Source organism: Arthrobacter sp. SE2, from assembly GCF_058244265.1.
In genome coordinates, this window is record NZ_JBZAYA010000016.1 from 14,033 (window position 1) to 34,075 (window position 20,043).

At 64.3% G+C, this 20,043-nt stretch carries 16 protein-coding genes; 5 read left to right on the top strand and 11 right to left on the bottom strand.

What is annotated here, in order from left to right; all coding sequences use genetic code 11:
* Nucleotides 1–105: 105 nt before the first annotated feature.
* The 4 genes from AC4CS3_RS18655 to AC4CS3_RS18670 all read right to left on the bottom strand — a co-directional run bounded on the left by AC4CS3_RS18655 (nucleotide 106) and on the right by AC4CS3_RS18670 (nucleotide 5,786).
* Nucleotides 106–2,295 carry an alpha-galactosidase gene (locus AC4CS3_RS18655; RefSeq protein ID WP_490784676.1) on the bottom strand — a complete coding sequence of 730 codons (2,190 nt, stop codon included), beginning with the start codon at nucleotides 2,293–2,295 and terminating at the stop codon, nucleotides 106–108.
* A 168-nt stretch (nucleotides 2,296–2,463) separates the two neighbouring features.
* Nucleotides 2,464–3,816, bottom strand: a complete 1,353-nt coding sequence (locus AC4CS3_RS18660) for an ABC transporter substrate-binding protein (RefSeq protein ID WP_490784677.1) — start codon at nucleotides 3,814–3,816, stop codon at nucleotides 2,464–2,466.
* A gap of 74 nt (nucleotides 3,817–3,890) precedes the next feature.
* Entirely contained in the window at nucleotides 3,891–4,805 is a 915-nt protein-coding gene (locus tag AC4CS3_RS18665; RefSeq protein WP_490784678.1) for a carbohydrate ABC transporter permease, read from the bottom strand.
* Between the two features lie 9 nt (nucleotides 4,806–4,814).
* A complete protein-coding gene (locus tag AC4CS3_RS18670) occupies nucleotides 4,815–5,786 on the bottom strand; it encodes a carbohydrate ABC transporter permease (protein WP_490784679.1) in 972 nt (323 codons plus the stop codon).
* 228 nt (nucleotides 5,787–6,014) lie between these two features.
* Between AC4CS3_RS18670 and AC4CS3_RS18675 the strand changes: the two genes are divergently transcribed.
* On the top strand, nucleotides 6,015–7,217 hold the full coding sequence (locus AC4CS3_RS18675) for a Gfo/Idh/MocA family protein (protein WP_490784680.1): 1,203 nt from the start codon (nucleotides 6,015–6,017) through the stop codon (nucleotides 7,215–7,217).
* Between the two features lie 13 nt (nucleotides 7,218–7,230).
* Nucleotides 7,231–8,250: a LacI family DNA-binding transcriptional regulator gene (locus tag AC4CS3_RS18680; RefSeq protein ID WP_441415220.1), complete on the top strand. Its 1,020-nt coding sequence runs from the start codon at nucleotides 7,231–7,233 to the stop codon at nucleotides 8,248–8,250.
* An 18-nt stretch (nucleotides 8,251–8,268) separates the two neighbouring features.
* Here AC4CS3_RS18680 and AC4CS3_RS18685 read toward each other — a convergent pair whose 3' ends face one another.
* The 6 genes from AC4CS3_RS18685 to acs all read right to left on the bottom strand — a co-directional run bounded on the left by AC4CS3_RS18685 (nucleotide 8,269) and on the right by acs (nucleotide 16,619).
* Nucleotides 8,269–9,048, bottom strand: a complete 780-nt coding sequence (locus tag AC4CS3_RS18685; RefSeq protein ID WP_441415221.1) for a DeoR/GlpR family DNA-binding transcription regulator — start codon at nucleotides 9,046–9,048, stop codon at nucleotides 8,269–8,271.
* A gap of 28 nt (nucleotides 9,049–9,076) precedes the next feature.
* Nucleotides 9,077–11,131: a beta-galactosidase gene (locus tag AC4CS3_RS18690; protein ID WP_490784681.1), complete on the bottom strand. Its 2,055-nt coding sequence runs from the start codon at nucleotides 11,129–11,131 to the stop codon at nucleotides 9,077–9,079.
* 5 nt (nucleotides 11,132–11,136) lie between these two features.
* Entirely contained in the window at nucleotides 11,137–12,045 is a 909-nt protein-coding gene (locus AC4CS3_RS18695; RefSeq protein WP_490784682.1) for a carbohydrate ABC transporter permease, read from the bottom strand.
* On the bottom strand, nucleotides 12,042–13,046 hold the full coding sequence (locus tag AC4CS3_RS18700) for a carbohydrate ABC transporter permease (RefSeq protein ID WP_490784683.1): 1,005 nt from the start codon (nucleotides 13,044–13,046) through the stop codon (nucleotides 12,042–12,044). Before AC4CS3_RS18700 ends, AC4CS3_RS18695 begins: the two co-directional genes overlap by 4 nt.
* A gap of 14 nt (nucleotides 13,047–13,060) precedes the next feature.
* Nucleotides 13,061–14,377, bottom strand: a complete 1,317-nt coding sequence (locus AC4CS3_RS18705; RefSeq protein WP_490784684.1) for an ABC transporter substrate-binding protein — start codon at nucleotides 14,375–14,377, stop codon at nucleotides 13,061–13,063.
* Between the two features lie 196 nt (nucleotides 14,378–14,573).
* Complete coding sequence (acs, locus tag AC4CS3_RS18710; protein ID WP_490784685.1) at nucleotides 14,574–16,619, bottom strand: acetate--CoA ligase; 2,046 nt, start codon at nucleotides 16,617–16,619, stop codon at nucleotides 14,574–14,576.
* A 419-nt stretch (nucleotides 16,620–17,038) separates the two neighbouring features.
* Between acs and AC4CS3_RS18715 the strand changes: the two genes are divergently transcribed.
* The 3 genes from AC4CS3_RS18715 to AC4CS3_RS18725 are packed head-to-tail and all read left to right on the top strand — an operon-like array spanning nucleotide 17,039 to nucleotide 19,724.
* On the top strand, nucleotides 17,039–18,244 hold the full coding sequence (locus AC4CS3_RS18715; protein ID WP_490784686.1) for a hypothetical protein: 1,206 nt from the start codon (nucleotides 17,039–17,041) through the stop codon (nucleotides 18,242–18,244).
* Nucleotides 18,245–18,255: 11 nt separating this feature from the next.
* The gene (gene nth, locus AC4CS3_RS18720) at nucleotides 18,256–19,047 is read left to right on the top strand and encodes an endonuclease III (protein ID WP_490784687.1); all 792 of its coding nucleotides are present in this window, start codon (nucleotides 18,256–18,258) and stop codon (nucleotides 19,045–19,047) included.
* Entirely contained in the window at nucleotides 19,044–19,724 is a 681-nt protein-coding gene (locus tag AC4CS3_RS18725; protein WP_490784688.1) for an NUDIX hydrolase, read from the top strand. Before nth ends, AC4CS3_RS18725 begins: the two co-directional genes overlap by 4 nt.
* 41 nt (nucleotides 19,725–19,765) lie before the next feature.
* On the opposite strand, the gene AC4CS3_RS18730 is transcribed toward AC4CS3_RS18725, so the two are convergent.
* Nucleotides 19,766–19,966 carry a YegP family protein gene (locus tag AC4CS3_RS18730; protein WP_441413186.1) on the bottom strand — a complete coding sequence of 67 codons (201 nt, stop codon included), beginning with the start codon at nucleotides 19,964–19,966 and terminating at the stop codon, nucleotides 19,766–19,768.
* Nucleotides 19,967–20,043: the final 77 nt, after the last annotated feature.

Below are 20,043 nucleotides of genomic sequence, written 5' to 3' on the forward strand. Positions count from 1 at the left end.
TATCGGTGCGCCGAGCCGGTCCGGCGTTTCTTACGCTGCCCGGCGGCGCCGCGGCGCTGGACAGCGTAAGAAACGCCAAACAGCGTAAGAAACGCCAAACAGCAGCTACACCGCGGTGCAGCTGAGCAGCAGCGCGTGCTCCGGGTTCAGGACCGGCATCGGAAGCCCCACCTCCGCAAGGAATCGGCCGCTCGCCTGGGCCCCGGATGGCAACCATGCCGGCGGCTGCACCTGGGTGAACGTGCGGGCATAGTCGGCATCGCCGGGGGCCGGGAAAATGGCTTGCACCCTGTAGGAACGCTCGGGGTCGAGGCCCGGAACAGCCAGCCGTCCGGGTTGTTCCGCGAACGACGTCCGGGTGCTGACGACGGCGAACAAACCAGCGTCGCCGTCGTCGGACACTACGCCGTGCAGCATCAGCGAGTCGTCCGGGACGTCCGCACGAACCATCCGCCCGCTGTGGATGAGCCCGCGGTGCTCCTTGTAGAGGCCGATGAAGCGCTTGAGTTCCTCGCGTTCGGCGCCCTGCACTTGGCGGACATCCCATTCCATGCCGAAATGCCCGAACATCGCAGTGATGGCGCGGAAGGAGAGATCGTGCGTGCGGGCCGTGGTGTGCGAGGTGGTGGGTCCGATGTGCCCGCCCACCAGTTCCGGTGGAACCACGACGCCGGTCCAGCGCTGGATGGTCTGCCTCTCGAGGGCGTCGTTGCAGTCCGATCCCCAGATACGATCGGTCCGCTCAAGGATGCCGAGGTCCACCCGGGCCCCGCCCGAAGAGCAGCTTTCGATCTCGACGCCGGGGTGGGCCTTGCGGAGCTCGTCGAAGAGCCGGTAGGCCGCAAGGGTCTGCGCATGCACGGATGCCCGGCCTGCATGGCCATGCTCGCTGAGGTCCCGGTTCTGGTCCCATTTGAGATACTTGATGTTGTTTTCCCCCAGCAGGGCGTCGATCCGTTCGAACACGTACTGCCAGGCCGCGGGGTTGACGAGGTCGATGATGTGCTGGTGGCGCCATTCCAGGGGGAGGCGGCCGCCGTTCTTGTGGGAGAGCGCAGCGGGGCCCACGATCCAGTCGGGGTGCGCCCGGGCAACATCGGAATCCAGGTTGACCATTTCCGGTTCCACCCAGAGCCCGAATTCCATGCCGTGGGAGTTCACGGCCTCGATGAGCGGTGTCAGGCCGTCGGGCCAAAGGGTTTCGTCGACGTACCAATCACCCAGGCCGGCGTGGTCGTCACGGCGCCCGCGGAACCAGCCGTCGTCGAGCACGAAGCGCTCAACGCCCAGTTCCGCAGCGGACTCCGCGAGCTCGATCAGGCTGTCCAGCTTGTGGTCGAAGTACACGGCCTCCCAGGTGTTCAGGACCACCGGGCGGGCCTTGCCGGCGGGGAGTCCCGTGGAAGCCGCAGGCAGGACGTGGTGCGGGCGGGACCGGAACCAGCTGTAGAAGGCTTCGCTGATGCCGTCCAGGCCGCGGTCCGAGTAGGCGGCAAACAGTGCGGGCGTGGTGTAGCCCTCGCCGGGCTGGAGCACCACTTCGGCCGGGCCCAGGAGCTCGGAGCCGCCGATCATGGTACGGCCATCGGCCACGGTGTCGGCGAATTGTTCGTGGTTGCCGCTCCAGGCCAGATGGGTGGCCCAGACCTTTCCGTGGCGATTGCCGAATCCGGCGGTACCCGCCGCGAAAAGCAGCGAGGAATCGTGCCCCGTGCGCCCGTGGCGTCCCGTCCGCACCCAGGTCCCTTGCTGGACGGCCCGGCGCTGTGGGTGCCGTTCGCGGCACCAGCGCCCGGTGAGGTCGAGGAGTTCGACGGCGTCCGGCCCCACCGGGAGGACGGTGGCCAGTTCGTCGAGCTGGAAGGGGGACGTGCCGTCGTTGACGGCAGTGTGGCGCAGCTCGAGGAGGCCGCCGGGGTGAAGGGTGAGCGTGGACGTCACGGTGATTCCGGCGTCGGGATCCTTCTGGACAATCGCTGCAGAGGCGACGGCGGAGCTGCCGTCAGCCTGCACATCCACTACGCGAAGCCGGAGCGAAAAGTCCAGTCCCGGGACGCCGTCGGCGATTCGCTGGCCGCGGAGGCCCGGACGGCCCTGCCAGGCGGAGGAGCCTTGGGGGAGGAGCGCCGCCGGTACGTTCGCGTCGACGGCGGAGTGCGGGATGGGTTCGCCCAGGATGGCGAGGTCCGGGAGGGCGCTGCCGAGATCGGCACCCCAGTGGATGACCTCGGCCTCTCCGTTATCGAAACTGACCACCAGGCTTGTGCCGGCGGAACGGAGGTGGAGCGGGTCCATGTGCTGGTTCCCTTTCAGAGAGTCGCGGGAGTGCGTTACGAGGGAGTGGAGAGTCCGGGCGCCGCCGGCAAAGGAGTGAAGCGGCGGCGCCCGGACCGGTTTGGCGGGGCTGCGGCGTTGCTGATCAGGATAGCGGGAGCCGGCCGTTGAAGGGCTCTCGCCGAGGGACTATTTCGAGAAGAGGGCGTTGACCTGGTCGTTAGCAGCCGTGAGGGAGCTTGCCGGTGCCTTGCCCGCTATGACGGCGTCCATGGCCGGCTTCATGATGCCCGATACCTTGGCGGCGTTGTCAGTAATAGGGAGCAGGAAGGTGGACTTGTCCTTCACATGCTGGGTGAAGGCGGAGACGTCAATGCCCTTTGCCGTGAAGGCCGCGGCGGCCTTGTCGGTGGAGGTCTTGATTGCCGGGAAGACAACGGCCTTGGATGCTACGACGTCCTGGCAGGCCGAGGAGCCGAGGTACTCTACCCACTTGATGGAGGCGTCCTTCTTCTTGGTCCCGGCCCAGATGGAGTCGGCCAAGCCGTTGAACATTGAGGCGTTCTTGCCGTCAACGCCCTTCGGGGTGGGGGCGATGCCCAGGTCGATGCCCTTATAGCCGCTGTACTGGCCGATCATCCAGTCGCCGTTAGCGTTGATGGCGGCCTTGCCGGCGCCGAAGGCGTCAGGTGCGTTGGCCCCAACTGTGGTCTCAAGCTTGGGCATGTAGCCCTTCTGGGCCAGTGAAGCCCACCAGGCGATGGTGTCCTGGACGCGCTTGTCATCGTAGTTGAAGTGCGAGCCCCAGGGGGTCTTGTCCGTAGCGCTCCAGCCCGTGGTGGCTGAGAGGAAGCTCCACTGGGTCTGTCCGGCGTTTTCGGCGTCGGAACCGGGCAGCCCAAGCCCGAACACCGCGACGTTGTTCTTGTCGAAACCGGGCTCGTCGCCTCGCTTGCCGTTCTTGTCAACGGTGAGGTGCGCGATCGCCTTCTCGTAGCTTCCGCCGTCCTGCGGGTTCCAGCTCAGCGAGGCCATCTGCTCAGGCGAGAGGCCGGCGTCGGCTGCCATCTTCTTGTTGTAGAAGAGGCCAACGGTGTCCCAGTCCTTCGGAAGGCCGTAGCGCTTGCCGTCTTGGCCCACCCAGAGGTCCGCGAGGCCAGCGTTGTACTGGGCGAGGTCCACCTTGTCCTTGGACACCGCGTCGTCGAGTGCGACGAGCTGTTTGGTCTTGATGAATTCCGGGTACTTGGAAAGGTGGTCGGTGAAGACATCGGGGGCGGTTCCAGAGGCCATCCCGTTGGTGATCTTGCCCCAGTAGTCATCCCAGCCCGTCTGGGTGATCTTGACCGTGATGTCCGGGTTGGCCTTGTGGAAGTCATCCGCGCACTGCTGGTAGGCGGGAAGCTGGTTCGCGTCCCAGAGCCAATAGCTGACCTCGCCCTTGGCAGAGTCGGCGGTGCTGCCTCCTCCGCTCCCGCAGGCGGAGAGGGCGAGGGTGGCCACAGCGGCCGCGGCGACGGCGCCGAGTAGTTTCTTTTTCATGGTGGGACCTTTCGGGTGGGGAGGGTTGGGCACACGGCATGAGCCGGCCCGTTGGGGACGTGATGGAGGAGGGACTACTTGGTGCCGCTGAAGCCGATCGAGTTGACGATCTTCTTGCCGAAGATCGCGAACAGGATGAGGACGGGAAGGGCGGAGATCAGGGTTGCGGCCATAAGGCCGGACCAGTCCGGGGCGCCCTGCGGGGACTGGGATTTGAAGACGCCCAGTCCCACCGTGAGCACGCGCGATTCCTCGGAGGTCCCGACCAGGAGCGGCCAGAAGTATTCGTTCCACTGGCCCATGAAGGTGAGCAGGGCGAGGGTCGCGATGGGGGCGGCCGCGTTGGGCATGACGATCTGGAAGAAGATCCGCCAGTGTTTCGCGCCGTCCAGCATTGCGGCTTCCTCCACCTCGCGGGACATGTTGAGGAAGAACTGGCGCATGAAGAAGATCGCGAACGGGGTCATGAACAGGTAGGGCAGGACCAATCCGAGCATCGAGTTGAGCAGGCCAAGGTTTTTCACGAGGAGGAAGTTCGGCAGGGCCGTGAAGATCGGTGGGACCAGCATGGTGCCGAGGAAAAGCGTGAACACGCCGTCGCGGCCCTTCCAACGCAGCCGGGCGAAGGCGTAGGCCGCCATTGAACTGAAGAACACGGCGCCCGCGGTGGTGATGCTCGAGAAGAGCAGGGAGTTCAACAGGTATTGCCAAAAGTTGATGGAGGCACCGGAGCCTCCCTCGGCGATGGCTTCGGAGGCGGTCTGGAGGCCGAAGACGCGCTTGAAGGCACCAAGGTTGAAATCGGCAGGGAGGAGGCTTGCCGAGTTGGCGGCAAGCGATCCGTTGGTGGAGAAGGCCGTGCGCAGAACCCAATAGAACGGCAGCACGCTCACTGCAATGGCGATGCCAAGCAGCACCCAGGCGCTTGCGCGGCGCCAGTTGAACGGACGACGGCGGGCGCCTGCCTTGAGGGAGGAAACGGTGGTCATGTTGTGTCCTTAGTCCAGGTCCGACTGGTTGCCGCGAAGGAACTTCATCTGGATGAAGGCCACGATCGCGAGGATGAGGAAGAGGATCACGGCGAGGGCCGAGCCATAGCCGAAGTCTTGCTCGTTGAAGGCGCGCTGGTAGATGTAGTACTGCAGCACGCGGGTTGCGTTGACGGGGCCGCCCTGGGTGGTCACGGCAACAGTGTCAAAGACCTGGAAGGAACCGATGACGGTCACCACGAGCACCAGGGCGAGAACGGGGCGCAGCAGCGGGAGGGTGATCCGCCAGAAGGTGCTGACCGCCTTGGACCCGTCAATGCTGGCGGCTTCGTACACCGTGTTGGGAATGGCTTGCAGGCCTGCGAAGATCAGCAGCGCGGTGTAGCCCATATGCCGCCAGGTGTTGATGAGCGCCTGCGTGGGGATAGCCCATTGCTCACTGCCGAAGAAGGCCACGCGGGGCAGCCCGAACCACTCAATGAACTGGTTGACGATGCCGATCTGGTAGTCGAGCATCCAGAACCACAGAAGCGCGGCGATGACGTTCGCCATGAGGTACGGAAGCAGGAGCGCCCCGCGGATGAGGGTTGACTTGGCGACCCGGTGCATGAGGATTGCGAGGCCCAGGGCAAGGATCGTCTGAAGCACGATGTTGATCACGACGTATTCCGACGTGACCCCAAGGGCGTTCCAGAAGAGCGGGTCCTTGGCGATCTGTTGGTAGTTCTTGACGCCTATCCATTCCGGGTCTCCGAGGATGCTGTACTCGGTGAAGCTCAGGTAGATGCCGCGGATGGTCGGCACCAGGTAGAAGAGCACGAAGCCGACCATCGCCGGGGCGATGAAGAGGAGCGCGATCTTAAGATCGCCGATGCCGCGGAAACCTGCACCGGGCTTTCCCCTTTTTTGCGATTTCCGTGACTTCCGCGACCGGCCGGCAGCGGAGAGCTCCGGATCAGGATGTTTGGTGAGCGTGGTCATCTTCGACCCTTCCCTGACTGTGATATGGGTTACAACTGATGGAAATCTACACGAGTAGATCTGAAGTGGTCAAGTGATCTTGTGAACTTTTGTTCGATTATTTTAGATTTATTGCTTTTTGTTGACTCGAGTAGATCCCAGTGATTCACTGGCCTGAGTCCTTCGTCGAGCCTCTCCCGGCGCGGCGAGGGCACTCTGAAGCCACCCACATGAATCGAAGGGCTAACAATGACGTTTTCAATGGGAGTAGTAGGCCTCGGCCAGTTCGGCGGCCAATTTGCCCACCTCTTCAAGCTCCACCCCGGGGTTTCCGCGGTCTACGCAGTGGACGAGCTCCCTGAACGCGCGTCCAAAGCTGTTGAACAGCTGGGGCTCGACGGCACCATGGGCAGTTTCGACGAGTTGCTGGCCTCCGACGTCGACGCCGTCGCTATCTTCACGCAGCGCTGGACGCACGGGCCGCTGGTGATCAAGGCGCTGCGCGCCGGGAAGCACGTCTATTCGGCTGTTCCGATGGCAATCTCCGAGGAACAGATCTCCGGAATCATCGACGCCGTGCGTGAAACCAAGCTCGTGTATGCCATGGGAGAGACCAGCTTCTACAACCCCGCCACCGTCTATGCCCGCAAGCAGCACGCCGCCGGCAAGTTCGGCCGCATCTTCTACACCGAAGGCGACTACGTCCACGACATGGACCTCGGATTCTACGAGGCCTACCAGTACAGCGGCGGCGAAAACTGGAAAGCAACTGCAAGCTACCCGCCCATGCTGTACCCGACCCACGCCATCGGAGGCGTGCTGGGCGCCATACCCGGGCACGCCGTGAGCGTCAGCTGCATCGGCGTCAAGGATGACCGCGGCGACGGCGTCTTCGACAAGGAAGTCAGCATGTTCGACAATGACTTCTCCAACGCCACTGCGCTGTTCGAAATGAACGACGGCGGCGTGATGCGCACCAACGAGATGCGCCGCGTCGGCTACCCCTCGCACATCCGGGAATCGCGCTTCCGCTTCTTCGGCACGGAGGCAAGCTTTGAACAGCTGGCCACCACCACGCTGTGGCAGGACAAAAAGGGAGTACTCGACGTCTCGGACCAGGTGGAGACCAAGCCCAGCATGTCGGCCGATGACCCCTCGTTGGCGGACGTCGCACCCGAACTTCGCGGTGCGTTCATCTCCGGCCTCGCTCCGGTGCACGACGCCGGCCGGCTCCCGGTTGAATTCGAGGGAGCCCCCACCGGGCACGAAGGCAGCCACCAGTTCCTCGTGGACGACTTCGTCACCGCCGTGAACAAAGGAAGCCTTCCCCCGGTCAACGCGTGGGTGGCGGCGCGCTTCACGCTTCCCGGCGTCGTGGCGCACGAGTCCGCCCTCCGCGGCGGCGAGCGGCTTCCCATCCGCGATTTCGGCGATGCTCCCGAGGCTTTGTAGCTAGCATGATCCAATGACAACTTCGGCAGTGCACACCCCGCGCGGACCGGTGACGCGCAAAGACGTGGCCCGGTACGCCGGGGTGAGCACCGCCGTCGTGAGCTATGTGGTGAACGGCGGCCCCAAGAAGGTGGCGCCGGCAACGGAAGCGAAGGTCCAGGAGGCCATCCGGATCCTGGGGTACCGGCCGAATGCCGCCGCACGTGCGCTCAAAATGGGGTCCAACCAAACCCTCGGCCTCGTGATTCCCGACTCCAGCAACCCGTTCTGGGCGCTGCTGGGACACGCGGTGGAAGTGGCTGCCGCCGAGCGCGGATATGCCCTGCTGTTGACGAATTCCGACAACAACCTGGACTCCGAACGCCGCCACATACGCAACCTCGCTGACCGGCAGGTTGATGGAGTGGTCCTGGCCAGCGTCATGTTCGAACCCGATCTACTGGAGCTTTTCGGCACGGAAATCCGATCGGTCCTGCTGAACCATGCCTCGGTCGCCCCTGGTTTCAACAGCGTGGGCGTGGACCTTGAAGCCGGAGCCCGCCTGGCCGTGCAACATTTGATCGGCCACGGACACACCAACATCGGACTCGCCATGGGCATCACGGCCGACAACGAGGCTGACGGGCGCGAGGAGGGTTGGCGGCGGGCGCTGGAAGCTGCCGGACTCCCGGTTGGGCCGCTCGCCCGCGGTGGGTTCGACCGCCCCGGGGGCTATGCTGCCGGACAGCGCCTCCTGGCCGCGGACAACCGCCCGACGGCGATCTTCGCCAGCTCCGATATGCAGGCAATCGGACTCCTCCGGGCAATCCGCGAGGCTGGCTTGTCCGTTCCGGACGATATCGCCGTGGCGTCCTTCGACGGTTCGATCGAGGCGGAATACAGCTGGCCGGCCCTGACCACGGTGGAGCAGCCCGTGTGGGAGATGGCAGAGGCCGCAGTGTCCGCACTGGTGGGCGAGAACCGGAACGAACCCCCGCAGCATAGGGTCTTCCCCACGCAGCTTCGCATCCGGCAATCGTGCGGGTGCCCGTAGCGCGTTCCCCCTCCCACGCTATGGTGCGGCGATCTTGAGCTTCCCGACGCCGTCGGCGAGGATGCGCCGGGCGTCCTCGCCGAGATGCGAGTCCGTCACGAGTACGTCGGCTTCCTCCAGCTGGGCAATCGAGGCGATGCCCACCGTTCCCCACTTGCTGTGATCCGCCAAGACCACCACGTTGCGGGCCGCACTGATGAAGGCCCTGTTGGTTTCGGCTTCCTGCAGGTTGGGCGTGGTGAATCCCGCGTCGGCATCCATGCCGTGGACGCCCAGGAACAGGGTGTCCAGGTGCAGTTGCTTCAGCGCGGCAGTGGCGATGGGACCCACCAAGGCGTCCGACGGCGTGCGTTCGCCGCCGGTCACGATGACCGGGAAACCCTGCCGTGAACCTGAGGCGTTGTGGAAGAGATCCGCAATCCTGATGGAGTTCGTCACTACGGTGATCCGCGGGCCTTCCAGGAGTACCTTGGCGAGCTCGTAGGTGGTGGTTCCGGCGCTCAGTCCCACGGCCATGCCCTCATGGACCAGGGTGGCGGCTTCGACGGCGATCGCGTGCTTTTCATCGATCAGCTGGGTTGATTTCAGTTCGAAGCCGGGCTCGTGGGTCCGGGCATCGCCGGGTATCTTGGCCCCGCCATGGATACGTTCGACGAGTCCGGACTCCTCAAGCGACTCGATGTCGCGCCGAACGGTCATCGCTGAGACGCCCAGCAGTTGCGCGAGGTCCGAGACACGGACAACCCGTTCACGCTGGACGGCGTCGACAATGGCGGTGTGGCGGGCTGCCTGAAGCATCGGAGCCTTTCTGGACGACGGGGGGTGGCTAAGCGGGAGTGGCGACGACGGCGACGCCTCCGGCAGTAAGGTTTAGCGTACCTCCGGTGGGTGACCCGCTCAGGAGCTCGACGCCGTCGAGCGGCACCTCCACGTCCTGCGCGCTGTGGTTGATGACGAAGGTCCAGTCCTTGGTGCCGTTGCTCCTGCGGACGATTTCCACATCTTCCGGAGGCCGGACACCCAGGACCGGCTCCACCCCGGCGTCCGAGCAGAGGAGCTGCACCAGTTCGGCAAGCCCCTCGCGGCCCAGACTCGTGGCCACGTAGTAGGCGGAGCCGCGTCCGGCAGATCCGGCCCGACGGGTCACTGCCGGCGAGCCGTCGACGCCGGACCCGCCCGGCCCCGTGCCGCCGTCGAACGTGGCAAGCACCTCCGCCCCGCTTGCCTTACCCAGCTCGCTCCAGACCGTCCCGGAGCCGAAGCGGCTCAAGCCGACGGCATCCCCGGATCGCAGGGGGAAGAATTCCTCCATGCTCACGCCGAGCAGTTCGGAGAACGCCCCTGGATAGCCGCCGCCGTTGACCGGGTCCATGCGGATGTGGTCGTTCTGGTCGACGATTCCGGAGAAATAGGTGATCACCAGGGTTCCGCCGGCTTCGACATACTCGTGGAGTTTTGCCGCGCCTTCATCCGTGACCAGGTACAGCATGGGCGCAATCACCAGTTTGTAGCCGGAAAGGTCATCGGTGCTTTGCCGGATGTCCGTGGTGACGCCGGCCCGGTAGAGGGCGTCGTGCCAACGCCGCGTTTCCGGGAGGTTCCGTGCGTCCTCGCTGGGGTGCGAGTCCAGTTCGGTGCCCCAGCGGGCGTCGGTGTCGTGGATGATGCAGGCTTCGGCTTGGACCGTGGAGCCGGCCACCTCCGAAATGCTCTCGAGCGCACGGCCGAGCTCCACCACTTCCCGCCACACTTTGCTCTCGCGGCCGGTGTGAGGGACCAGTCCGGAGTGGTACTTTTCGGCCCCGGCGCGGGAGGCGCGCCATTGGAAGAACAACACTCCGTCGGTTCCGCGGGCCACGTGTTGCAGGGAGTTGCGCAGCATTTCGCCCGGCGCTTTCGCCACATTGCGGGGTTGCCAGTTGACTGCCGAGGTGGAGTGTTCCATCAGGAGCCATGGTTTGCCCTGTGCCCAGCCGCGGGTGAGGTCCGCCGTCATGGCCAGATCCTGGAAGTTCCGTTCGTCGGAGGCGATCAGGTAGTGGTCGTTGGACACGACATCCATGTGTCCTGACCAGCGCCAATAGTCAACAGGGGCGTTGAGGCCCATGTTGAAGCCCATGAAATTGGTGGTCACCGGGTGCTTCGAATGTGCCTTGATGATGTCTGCCTCTGCCTTGAAGCACTCAAGAAGGGCATCGGAGGAGAACCTCGCGAAATCCAGTTGCTGCGTGGGGTTCACCCACGTTCCCGAGCGGCGCGGCGGCAGGATCTCGGCCCAGTCGTAGTAATGCTGGGACCAGAAGGCCGTGCCCCAGGCCTCGTTGAGCGCGTCCAGGCTCCCGTACCTGGCCTGGAGCCATTCCTGGAAGCCACGCTCCGCGTGGGGGCCGAAGTCCGGCTGGTTGTGGCAGCCATACTCGTTGTGGACATGCCACATCACGACGGCGGGGTGCCCCGCGTAGCGCTGCACGATCGCCGTCGTCAGGGCTGCTGCCGCCCGGCGATAGTCAGGCGAGCACGCCGCGAAGGCCTGCCGCGAACCGTAACTTTGCCGGACGCCGTCGGCATCCACCGGGAGTGAATCGGGGTACTTGCGGCTGAACCACGGCGGTGGAGAAGCACTCGCGTTCGCCAGATCCACGCTGATGCCGTTGCTGTGGAGCAGGTCGAGGATCCTGTCGAGCCAGCCGAATTCGTACCGGCCTTCTTCGGGCTCCAGAAGGGCCCAACTGAAGATGCCGACACTGACCAGGTTCACCCCGGCTTCCTTCATCAGGGCGACGTCGTGTTTCCAGACCTCTTCGGGCCATTGTTCTGGGTTGTAGTCGCCGCCGAACGCGATCCGGCCGCCCAGCTTGTCCACGATGTAATCCATTGCCATGCGTTTTATCCTTTGCTGGAACCGAGCGTGAGACCGGCCACGAATTGGCGCTGCAGCACGAGGTAGATGATCAGGGTGGGTATCACGGTGATGGTGGCGCCCGCTGCGAGCAGGTTGTAATTGCTGAGGAACTCGCCCTGCAGGTTATTGATTGCTGTAGTGATCGGCAGCCGGTTACCGCTTTGGATGAAGAGCAGCGGCCAGAAGAAGTCGTTGTAGATGAAGATGACTTCCAGGGTCCCGAGCGCCGCGAGGGCGGGCCTGCACAGCGGCAGGATGATGTTCCAGTACTGCCGCCAGATCCCGGCACCGTCCACCAGCGCGGCCTCCGTCAAGTCGGACGAGAGGGCCTTCATGTAGTTGGAAAGAACGAAGGTGCAGAACCCGATCTGGAATGCCGTGTCCACCGCGATCACCGAGATATAGGTGTTGAGCAGGTTGCCGGAATCGCTGAACGAGTAGGGCAACGTGACGTGTTTGAACATCTCGAACAAGGGGGCCGCGAGGACCTGCGGGGGCAGGAGGTTGCCGGCCGTGAACATGATCAGCAGCGTGATGTTGAACTTCCAGCTCACCCTGGAGACGGCAAATGCCATCATCGAGGCAAAGAACAGGGTCAAAAGCACCGAGGGGACGGTGATGATCACCGAGTTCAACAGATACTTCGAGAATCCGCCTTGGGTCCAGGCCGTGATGAAGTTGTCGAAATTGAAAGTGCCGCCAAGGCTGAAGTAGCCGAATTTGTCCGTATCCGCCTTGGGACGCAAAGCCGTGAACAAGGACCAACCGAGCGGAATCAGCCACATGATTGCCATGACGGTCAGGAAGATGTGGGTCCCGTAGTGGCGCTTCCCGGAGGTCCGGGTTCCGCCTACGGCTGCCGTGCGCGGGATGGGGTTGGCGAGGGTGCTCATGCCTTGCTCTCCTTGCCGAAGGTGCGGATGAGGTAGAAGACGATGGGAATCAGCGAGATGACCAGGAGAATCACCGCGAGGGATGAGCCCACTCCGATCACCTGGCCTTCGCCGATCAGGTTCTGGATCACCAGGGCGCTGATCAATTCAAGGCCGTTGGTCCCTCGGTTGATGACGTACACGATGTCAAAGGCACGCAGCGACTCGATGATGGTGATCACCACGATCACGATGTTCACGGGGCGCATTGCCGGGAAAACGATGCGGAAGAACGTCTGCGCCGCATTGGCGCCGTCGATCGACGCCGCTTCCTTCAGCGAGGGGTCCACGCCCTTCAGCCCGGCCAAGTACAGGATCATGACGTAGCCCGCGTGACGCCAGGTAGCTGCAACCATGGCCGCCCAGATGTTGACGTTGGAATTTCCGAACCAGTCCACGGCTTGCGGTGTGCCCGCCGTGCCCAGGAGATAGTTCAGCAGCCCGCTGTCCCGGTTGTAGAACAGCTGCCAGATGATGCCGATGAGGGCCAGGGACAACATGACGGGTGTGAAGAAGATGCTCTGGTAGATCTTGCTGCCGCGGATCTTCTGGTCCAGGAGCACGGCCAGCAGCAGGCCGAGGGGCGTCGCGATCAGGGCCAGGAAGACGAGCCACAGGACGTTGTGTTGGATGGCCGGCCAGAACGGAGGATAGTCCTGGACCACGTATCGGTAGTTGTCCGTCCCTGCGGCCTTGATGTCCTTCAGGTCCAGGCCGTTCCAGCGGGTGAAGCTCAGCGCAATGGAGAAGAGCGTCGGCAGCCAGACCAGCAGGAGCTGGATCAGTGTGGGCACGCCCACCATGATCGCGAGGATGAATTTGTCGCGGCGGGTGAGGCGGCGGACCCTGCCTGCTTTGCCGGTCCGCCTGCCGGTGCCGGGCCGGCTCTTGCCGGCAATGGTTCGCCCAACAGCACCGGGCTCGCTGTCCGGTGCTGCCGGTTTCTCGGCGGTAGTACTCATGGGGATTCCTTCAGCTACTGGGCTGCGTAAAGGGTCTTGGCCTGCGCTTCAAGGTTCTTGACGTCCACGGTGCCGTCCTTGATGAAGGACTGGAGCGCGGGGATCATTACGTTGTTGGCCATGGCCGGGAGGGCGTCCCGGTCCAGGAACTGGCTGATGTACTTGGCATTGGCGATGGTGTCCGCGCACTTCTTATTCAGCGGGGTGAACTTCGAGGTGTCGGCGCCCTTGACGGTAGCGATGTTGGAGCCATCCACGGCTGAGTAGGCACTCTGGCCTTCGGCTGATCCCATGAACGCCAGGAAGTCGTGCGCCGCCTTGTTGTCGCCGCCCTTCTTGGACAGGAGCAGGCCGTCGATGGGGGCTTCGACGGCGTCGGTGCCTTCCACTGCGATTTCCGGGAACGGGAAGAAGTCGATGTCCGCCAGCACGGCGGTATCCGTGAACTGCTGGGTCACGAAGGAGCCCAGCAGGTACATGCCGGTCTTCTTGGCTTCGAGGGCCTTGGCCGCGTCCTGCCAGGTCTGGCCGAGGGCATTCGGGTCTTGGAACGGCAGGAGGGCCTTCCAGGTGTCGAAGACATCGCTGACTTTCTTCTGGTCCCAGCTTTCCTTGTGGGCGGTCAGGTCCACGTGGAATTGGTAGCCGTTGAGGCGCATGTTGATGTAGTCGAAGGTTCCCATCGCGGGCCAGCCGTCCTTGTCCGCGAAGCCGATGGGGATGATGCCGTCGGACTTCATCTTGGTGGCCAAGGTCTTCAGCTCATCGAACGTCTTGGGGACTGCGTAGCCCTTTTCCGCCCAGAAGCTCTTCCGGTAGAAGAAGCCCCAAGGATAGTTGTAGTTGGGGACCAGGTACATCTTGCCGTCCGGCCCGGTGGAGGCCTTCTTCATGGCGTCGGAGAAGTTGCTGCCGATTGTTGTCCACACGTCATCCACGGGAGCCAGGAGGCCCTTCCCCGCGTAGTACTGCATGCGGTAGCCGGCGAACCACGTGAAGGCATCGTCCGGGCTGCCCTGGAGGTAGGAGTTGATCTTGTTCTGGAAGTCGTTGTGCGGGACGACGTTGGTGGCCACCGTGACGCCGGACTTCTTGGTGAAGGCATCGGTGACGGCTTTGTAGGCGGCCTTGGGAACATCGTCCGAAGAGCCCGAGCCGAAGGTCAGGCTGTTCGAGGAGGCCCCGGGGGCCGGCCCGGAGCCACCGGTGCAGGCAGCCAGCAGCGGAATGCCGGCGAGCCCAGCTGCACCGATACCGAGCGTTTTCAGGATGGTGCGGCGTCCAGGGCCAGCGTTGTGGGCCGACTGGAACGGGTCAAGATTCGCTGCCATGTTCTCTCCCTTGAAAGCGTGGTGCTTGTGAGTTTTCTCACGTAGAACTCGACTATAACCGCTCAAAAGAGAACATGAAAGAACTAAATATAACATTCTTGCGACGGAGGGTTTTTGGCACTAAAGCGGCGGTCCTCTTTGCAGAGAACCGCCGCCCTTGCGTGGTGGCGTGGCGCCGCGTGGTCTGGGCCAGAGCCTACTTCTTCAGCGACTGCGCGATCTGGGCCATGATCGTGGGGTCGGAAAGGGTGGTGGCGTCGCCGGGTTCGCGGCCTTCGGCGACGTCTTTGAGGAGGCGGCGCATGATTTTCCCGGAACGGGTCTTGGGCAGTTCCGGGACCACCAGGATGTGCCTGGGCTTGGCGATGGGGCCGATTTCCTTGCCCACATGGTTCCGCAGTTCGGCGACGGTGGAGTCGCCGCTGTCCTGTCCCGACGGGGCGGATTCGCGCAGGATCACGAACGCGACGACGGCCTGGCCGGTGGTTTCGTCGGAGGCTCCGACGACGGCGGCCTCCGCCACCCAGGGGTGGGAGACGAGCGCGGATTCGATTTCGGTGGTGGAGAGCCGGTGGCCGGAGATGTTCATGACGTCATCGACCCGGCCCAGGAGCCAGATATCGCCGTCGTCGTCCTTCTTGGCCCCGTCGCCGGCGAAGTACATGCCCTCGAAACGGGACCAGTAGGTCTCCTTGAACCGTTCGGGGTCCCCCCAGATGCCGCGGAGCATGGCCGGCCAGGGTTCGCGGACCACGAGGTAGCCTCCGTGCCCGTCGGGGACGGACTCCCCGGCCTCGTCCACGACGTCGATCGCGATGCCCGGCAGCGCCACCTGCGCGGAACCGGGCTTGGTCGCCGTCACGCCCGGCAGGGGCGCGATCATCTGGGCGCCGGTCTCGGTCTGCCACCAGGTGTCCACGATCGGGGCAGGGTGTTCCTTCTTTTCCCCGTTCTTGCCGGCATTGGAGCCGATGACCTCCCGGTACCACATCCACGCCTCGGGGTTGATGGGCTCCCCCACCGAACCCAGGACCCGGATCGAGGACAGATCGTACTTGCCCGGGATCTCCTTGCCCCATTTCATGAACGTCCGGATCGCGGTGGGGGCGGTGTAGAGGATGGAGACCTTGTACTTCTCCACGATTTCCCACCAGCGGCCCTGGTGCGGGGAATCCGGGGTGCCCTCGTACATGACCTGGGTGGCGCCGTTGACCAGGGGTGCGTAGGCGACGTAGGAGTGGCCGGTGACCCATCCGACGTCGGCGGTGCACCAGAACACGTCCGTGTCCGGGTGCAGGTCGAACACCGCCTTATGGGTGTAGGCGGTCTGGGTGAGGTAGCCGCCGGTGGTGTGCAGGATGCCCTTGGGCTTGCCCGTGGTCCCGGAGGTGTAGAGGATGAAGAGCGGGTGCTCGGAATCGTGCCCGACGGCGGTGTGCTCGCCCGGCGCGGTGCCCACGGTGTCCTCCCACCACCGGTCCCGGCCCTCGTGCCAGTCCACCGGCTCACCGTTGCGCCTGACCACGACGACGTTCCGGACCGAATGTCCTTCTTTGGCGAGGGCCTGGTCCACGGCCGGCTTGAGCGGGCTGGGCTTGCCGCGCCGGTACGTGCCGTCCGCGGTGACCACAAGCTTGGCCTCGGCGTCATCGATCCTGGAGCGCAGCGCGTCGGCGGAGAAACCGCCGAACACCACCGAATGCACGGCCCCGATCCGGGCGCAGGCCAGCATCGTGATCACCGCTTCGGGGATCATCGGCAGGTACACGGCCACCCGGTCACCCTTGGCCACCCCGAGGGACTCGAACGCGTTGGCGGCTTTCTTGACCTCTTCGGTCAGCTGCGCGTACGTGTACGTGCGGGTGTCTCCGGGTTCGCCCTCGAAGAAGATCGCCACCCGGTCCCCGAGCCCGTTCTCCACGTGCCGGTCCAGGGCGTTGTACGCGGCATTGATCTTCCCGCCGACGAACCACTTCGCGAACGGCGGATCGGACCAGTCCAGCGCCCGGTCAAAGTCCGTGTCCCAGTCCAGCAGCTCCCGGGCCTGCCTCGCCCAGAACGCGGGACGGTCCGCAGCCGCTTCCGCGTACACGTCGGCGCCGACTACCGCATTCGCGGCGAACTCAGCAGCGGGCGCGAACTTCCGGTCCTCGTGAAGAAGGTTTTCGAGGGCATCGCCGTTGCCGGCCCCGTCAGATCCGGTTGCAGCGGTGGTCGTCGATCCATTGGCGTCCTGGGACATGTGAACCTCATCATTCATCGATCTCTGCCGCGCGGCAGTCCCGCCACGAGGCCGCCCCACCACCAATCGTGCACGGCGTTGGGCTACGGCGCCTCACGGGATTCCGCAAAGAGCTTTTCCGGAACCCACCTTAGCGTTTTGGACCGACAACAAGTGTCCACGGTCACAATCCGGACAGTGAGCGGCTGGTGATTCGCGCCGAACGGCGCTGAAGGCTTTCGCTTGGCTCAAACGCGGGGAATATTACGGAGCAGCATGCCTGCCTCCGCGCTGGTGCCAACTAGTGGACTGTCAGACGCGTGGCATAGGCTGAAGAGGTCTCGAGACGCGAAAACTTGCCGCCTGGCCTTGCCCGAAAACACGGGCTGCAACCTCGGGCGGCAGCGTACCGGGCACCGCCGTACAAAGGAGATTTGCATATGAACCAGACGAGCCAAGGTCCGAAATACGGTGCAATCGCGCCTGGATCGGCCCCCGAAGCAACACCTGGAGCCGGGGCGCCAGAGCCCGGCAGCATGACCTCCCCGAAGTACCAGGCCGTGCTGGGTCCGTTCACTATCCGGGACCTGACCGTTTTCGGCTCCACCCTCCTGATGTTCGTGGGGTCCCTCTTGCCGATGTTTGGCGGGCGCTACAACCTGTGGAACCTTGACAACCTTTTCTTCCTGGCACTCGGGATCATTCTTCCCCTCGTAGTTGCCGCTTTGTTCGTTGCCCGGCGCCTGCAGCCGGCGAATATCGTGCGAATCGGTTCCCTTTCGACCGACCAGTTCGCTTCGGTCGTGGCGTCGTTCGCCCTGACCCTGTACTTTCTGTCCGCTGCAGGCGCGTTTACGGTTTTCGTGCTCGTCGGACTCATCGGCTCGGTAGGTCTTCTGGCAGCGACGGTCTTGGCTCCCCACTTGCCGCTTCTCCGCGACGATTTCCAGGACAGGGCAGAACAGCCAGCTCACGTTGTGGCCCGGGAATCGGCCGTTCCAACCCGCAAGCCTGCGGTGCCGAAGACCGCCAAGCCCAAGCCGGAGCCTGCCAGCCCGGCACACGTAGAGACCCCCGCCGCACCCGCCTCAGCCGCACCTGTCGCTTCCCCTGAGGCTGCCGCAGAAGCCGCTGCCCCTGAACCGGCGGCCACCGAAGCCGCCGCCGTCGCGACAGCCGTGCCCGCCGCCGTCGTACCTGCCGAATCCGCAGAGGCTGCAGTTGCCGACCGGGGACGGGACGCGCAAGCGCCCACGCCCGAGGAGCCCAAGCACCTGCCTACCGCCACCATGGCTACGCCGATCGTCGGCGGCCCGAACGCCGGCGCAGGACCGGCTACCCAGCACATCGGCACGGTCGATCAGCCCCGGAAACACGAGCCCATCGGCGCCACCGTTGATCCGGCCACTCGGAAGGACGAATCCGACCACGCCTCCGGGTACCACGCCTCCGGGTACGAGGCATTCTGGTTCGCCGTGGCCCATCCCCGCGTCGTTGTCGACGAGCACACAGGAATGCCCGCCTTCACCATCGAACCGGGCGCGTGGGTCCTGGCCCTCGAAGACCGAGGTGAGGAATTCCTCGTGCAGGATACTGACGGCAGTGTGGGCGTCCTGCGCGATCTCGCCCACATCGAACGCGGCTGACCAGGCCGGCCGTGGACACCGTCGTCGAGACCCCGCTCGCTCTGAAGCGGCGTGCGCGCAAAATCAACAAGGCGCTTGCTGAGCTCTATCCTTACGCCCACGCTGAGCTTGATTTCCGGAACCCCTTCGAGCTGGTAGTGGCCACGGTGCTGTCCGCCCAGACCACCGATGTGCTGGTCAACCAAGTCACCAAGATCCTGTTCGCACGCTATCCGGATGCCCGGAGCATGGCCGAGGCTGAGATTGCCGAGCTCGAGGCAATCCTGCAGCCCACCGGTTTCTTCCGTGCGAAGGCGAAGAACGTCCTGGCGTTGAGCACGCGCTTGGTGGACGAGTTCGATGGCGAGGTTCCCGGCCGGCTGGAAGATCTGGTGACGCTTCCCGGCGTCGGGCGCAAGACGGCAAATGTGGTGCTGGGCAACGCATTCGGCGTTCCGGGAATCACTGTGGACACGCATTTCGGCAGGCTGGCGCGCAGGTTTGGCTGGACGACGTCCGAGGACCCGGTGAAAATCGAGTTCGATGTCGCGGAGCTGTTCGAGCCCAAAGACTGGACCATGCTGTCCCACCGCGTGGTTTTCCACGGCCGCAGGGTTTGCCATGCACGCCGGCCGGCGTGCGGAGCGTGTGCGGTGGCCACTTGGTGCCCGAGTTATGGCGAAGGCGAAAAGGATCCCGTCAAAGCGGCCAAGTTGCTCAAGTACGAACTGGCGCCGGGCAACGAAGCGCTTCTCGAAAAGCTGCTTGCCGAAACCCATCGTGCGGCCGAGATTCGGATGGAATCACAGAGGAGACCGGCATGACCGCGCTCGAGGATTTAGTATGCCTCATCACCAGGATTGATTCCGGCCAGCATCCCGCCCCTGATCCGCGGATTGCGGCCGCGACTGTAGATCCGGACAGGGCGCGAAAAGCGGCCGTGCTCATGCTCTTCGGCGTTTTGGACGACATTCCCGCCCAATCCGGGAAACCGGTGGCCCCGGCGGATTTGGACGTGTTGCTCCTGGAACGCGCCCACACCTTGGACGACCATCCAGGGCAGGTGGCGTTCCCCGGCGGCAGCATCGATCCCGGGGATGAGTCAGCCGTGGCGGCAGCCCTCAGGGAGGCGGTGGAGGAGACCGGCCTGGACAGCGGTGGCGTGCAGGTGCTGGGTGTCATGCCGGAACTCGGCCTGATCCGCAGCAATTTTGTGGTCACACCGGTCTTGGCGTGGTGGGCGTCGCCGTCGCCAGTGAGGGTGGTGGACTACGCCGAGTCCGCGCAAGTGTTTCGTGTTCCGGTGCGTGACCTCTTGGATCCCGACAACCGATACACCGGGACGCTCACGCGGCTTGGCCGGACGTTCTCGAGCCCGGTCTTCCAAGTCAACGGACTAATGGTCTGGGGTTTCACCGGGATGGTGCTCAGCGGCCTGTTCGACGCTTTGGGGTGGACTGTTCCGTGGGACACGGAGCGCGTACTCGAAATAGAGATCTAGCCCGCGCAGCAGGGGCGCCGCCGGGCGCTGCGCCCCTCCCGCTACGCTGCGTGCGGGGTTATTTTTGAGCGATCCACCACGATGCCGGTGGCGGCATTTTCCCGCACAGCGGTGATGCCGGCCGCCACAGCCTTCAGGTGTTTAAACTGCGGAGACTCCGCAACCAGGGTTCCGTCGGCTGTCACCAGCCGGAATCGGTAACCATCTTCGCCGTCTCTGAGAATTTCGAATCGTCCAGCCATCGTTGCGGTTCCCCCTTGGATACTGCCTCGCACAGTTCGTGCGTCCTTGCACTGTGGCATTCCTCACTTCGGAAGCC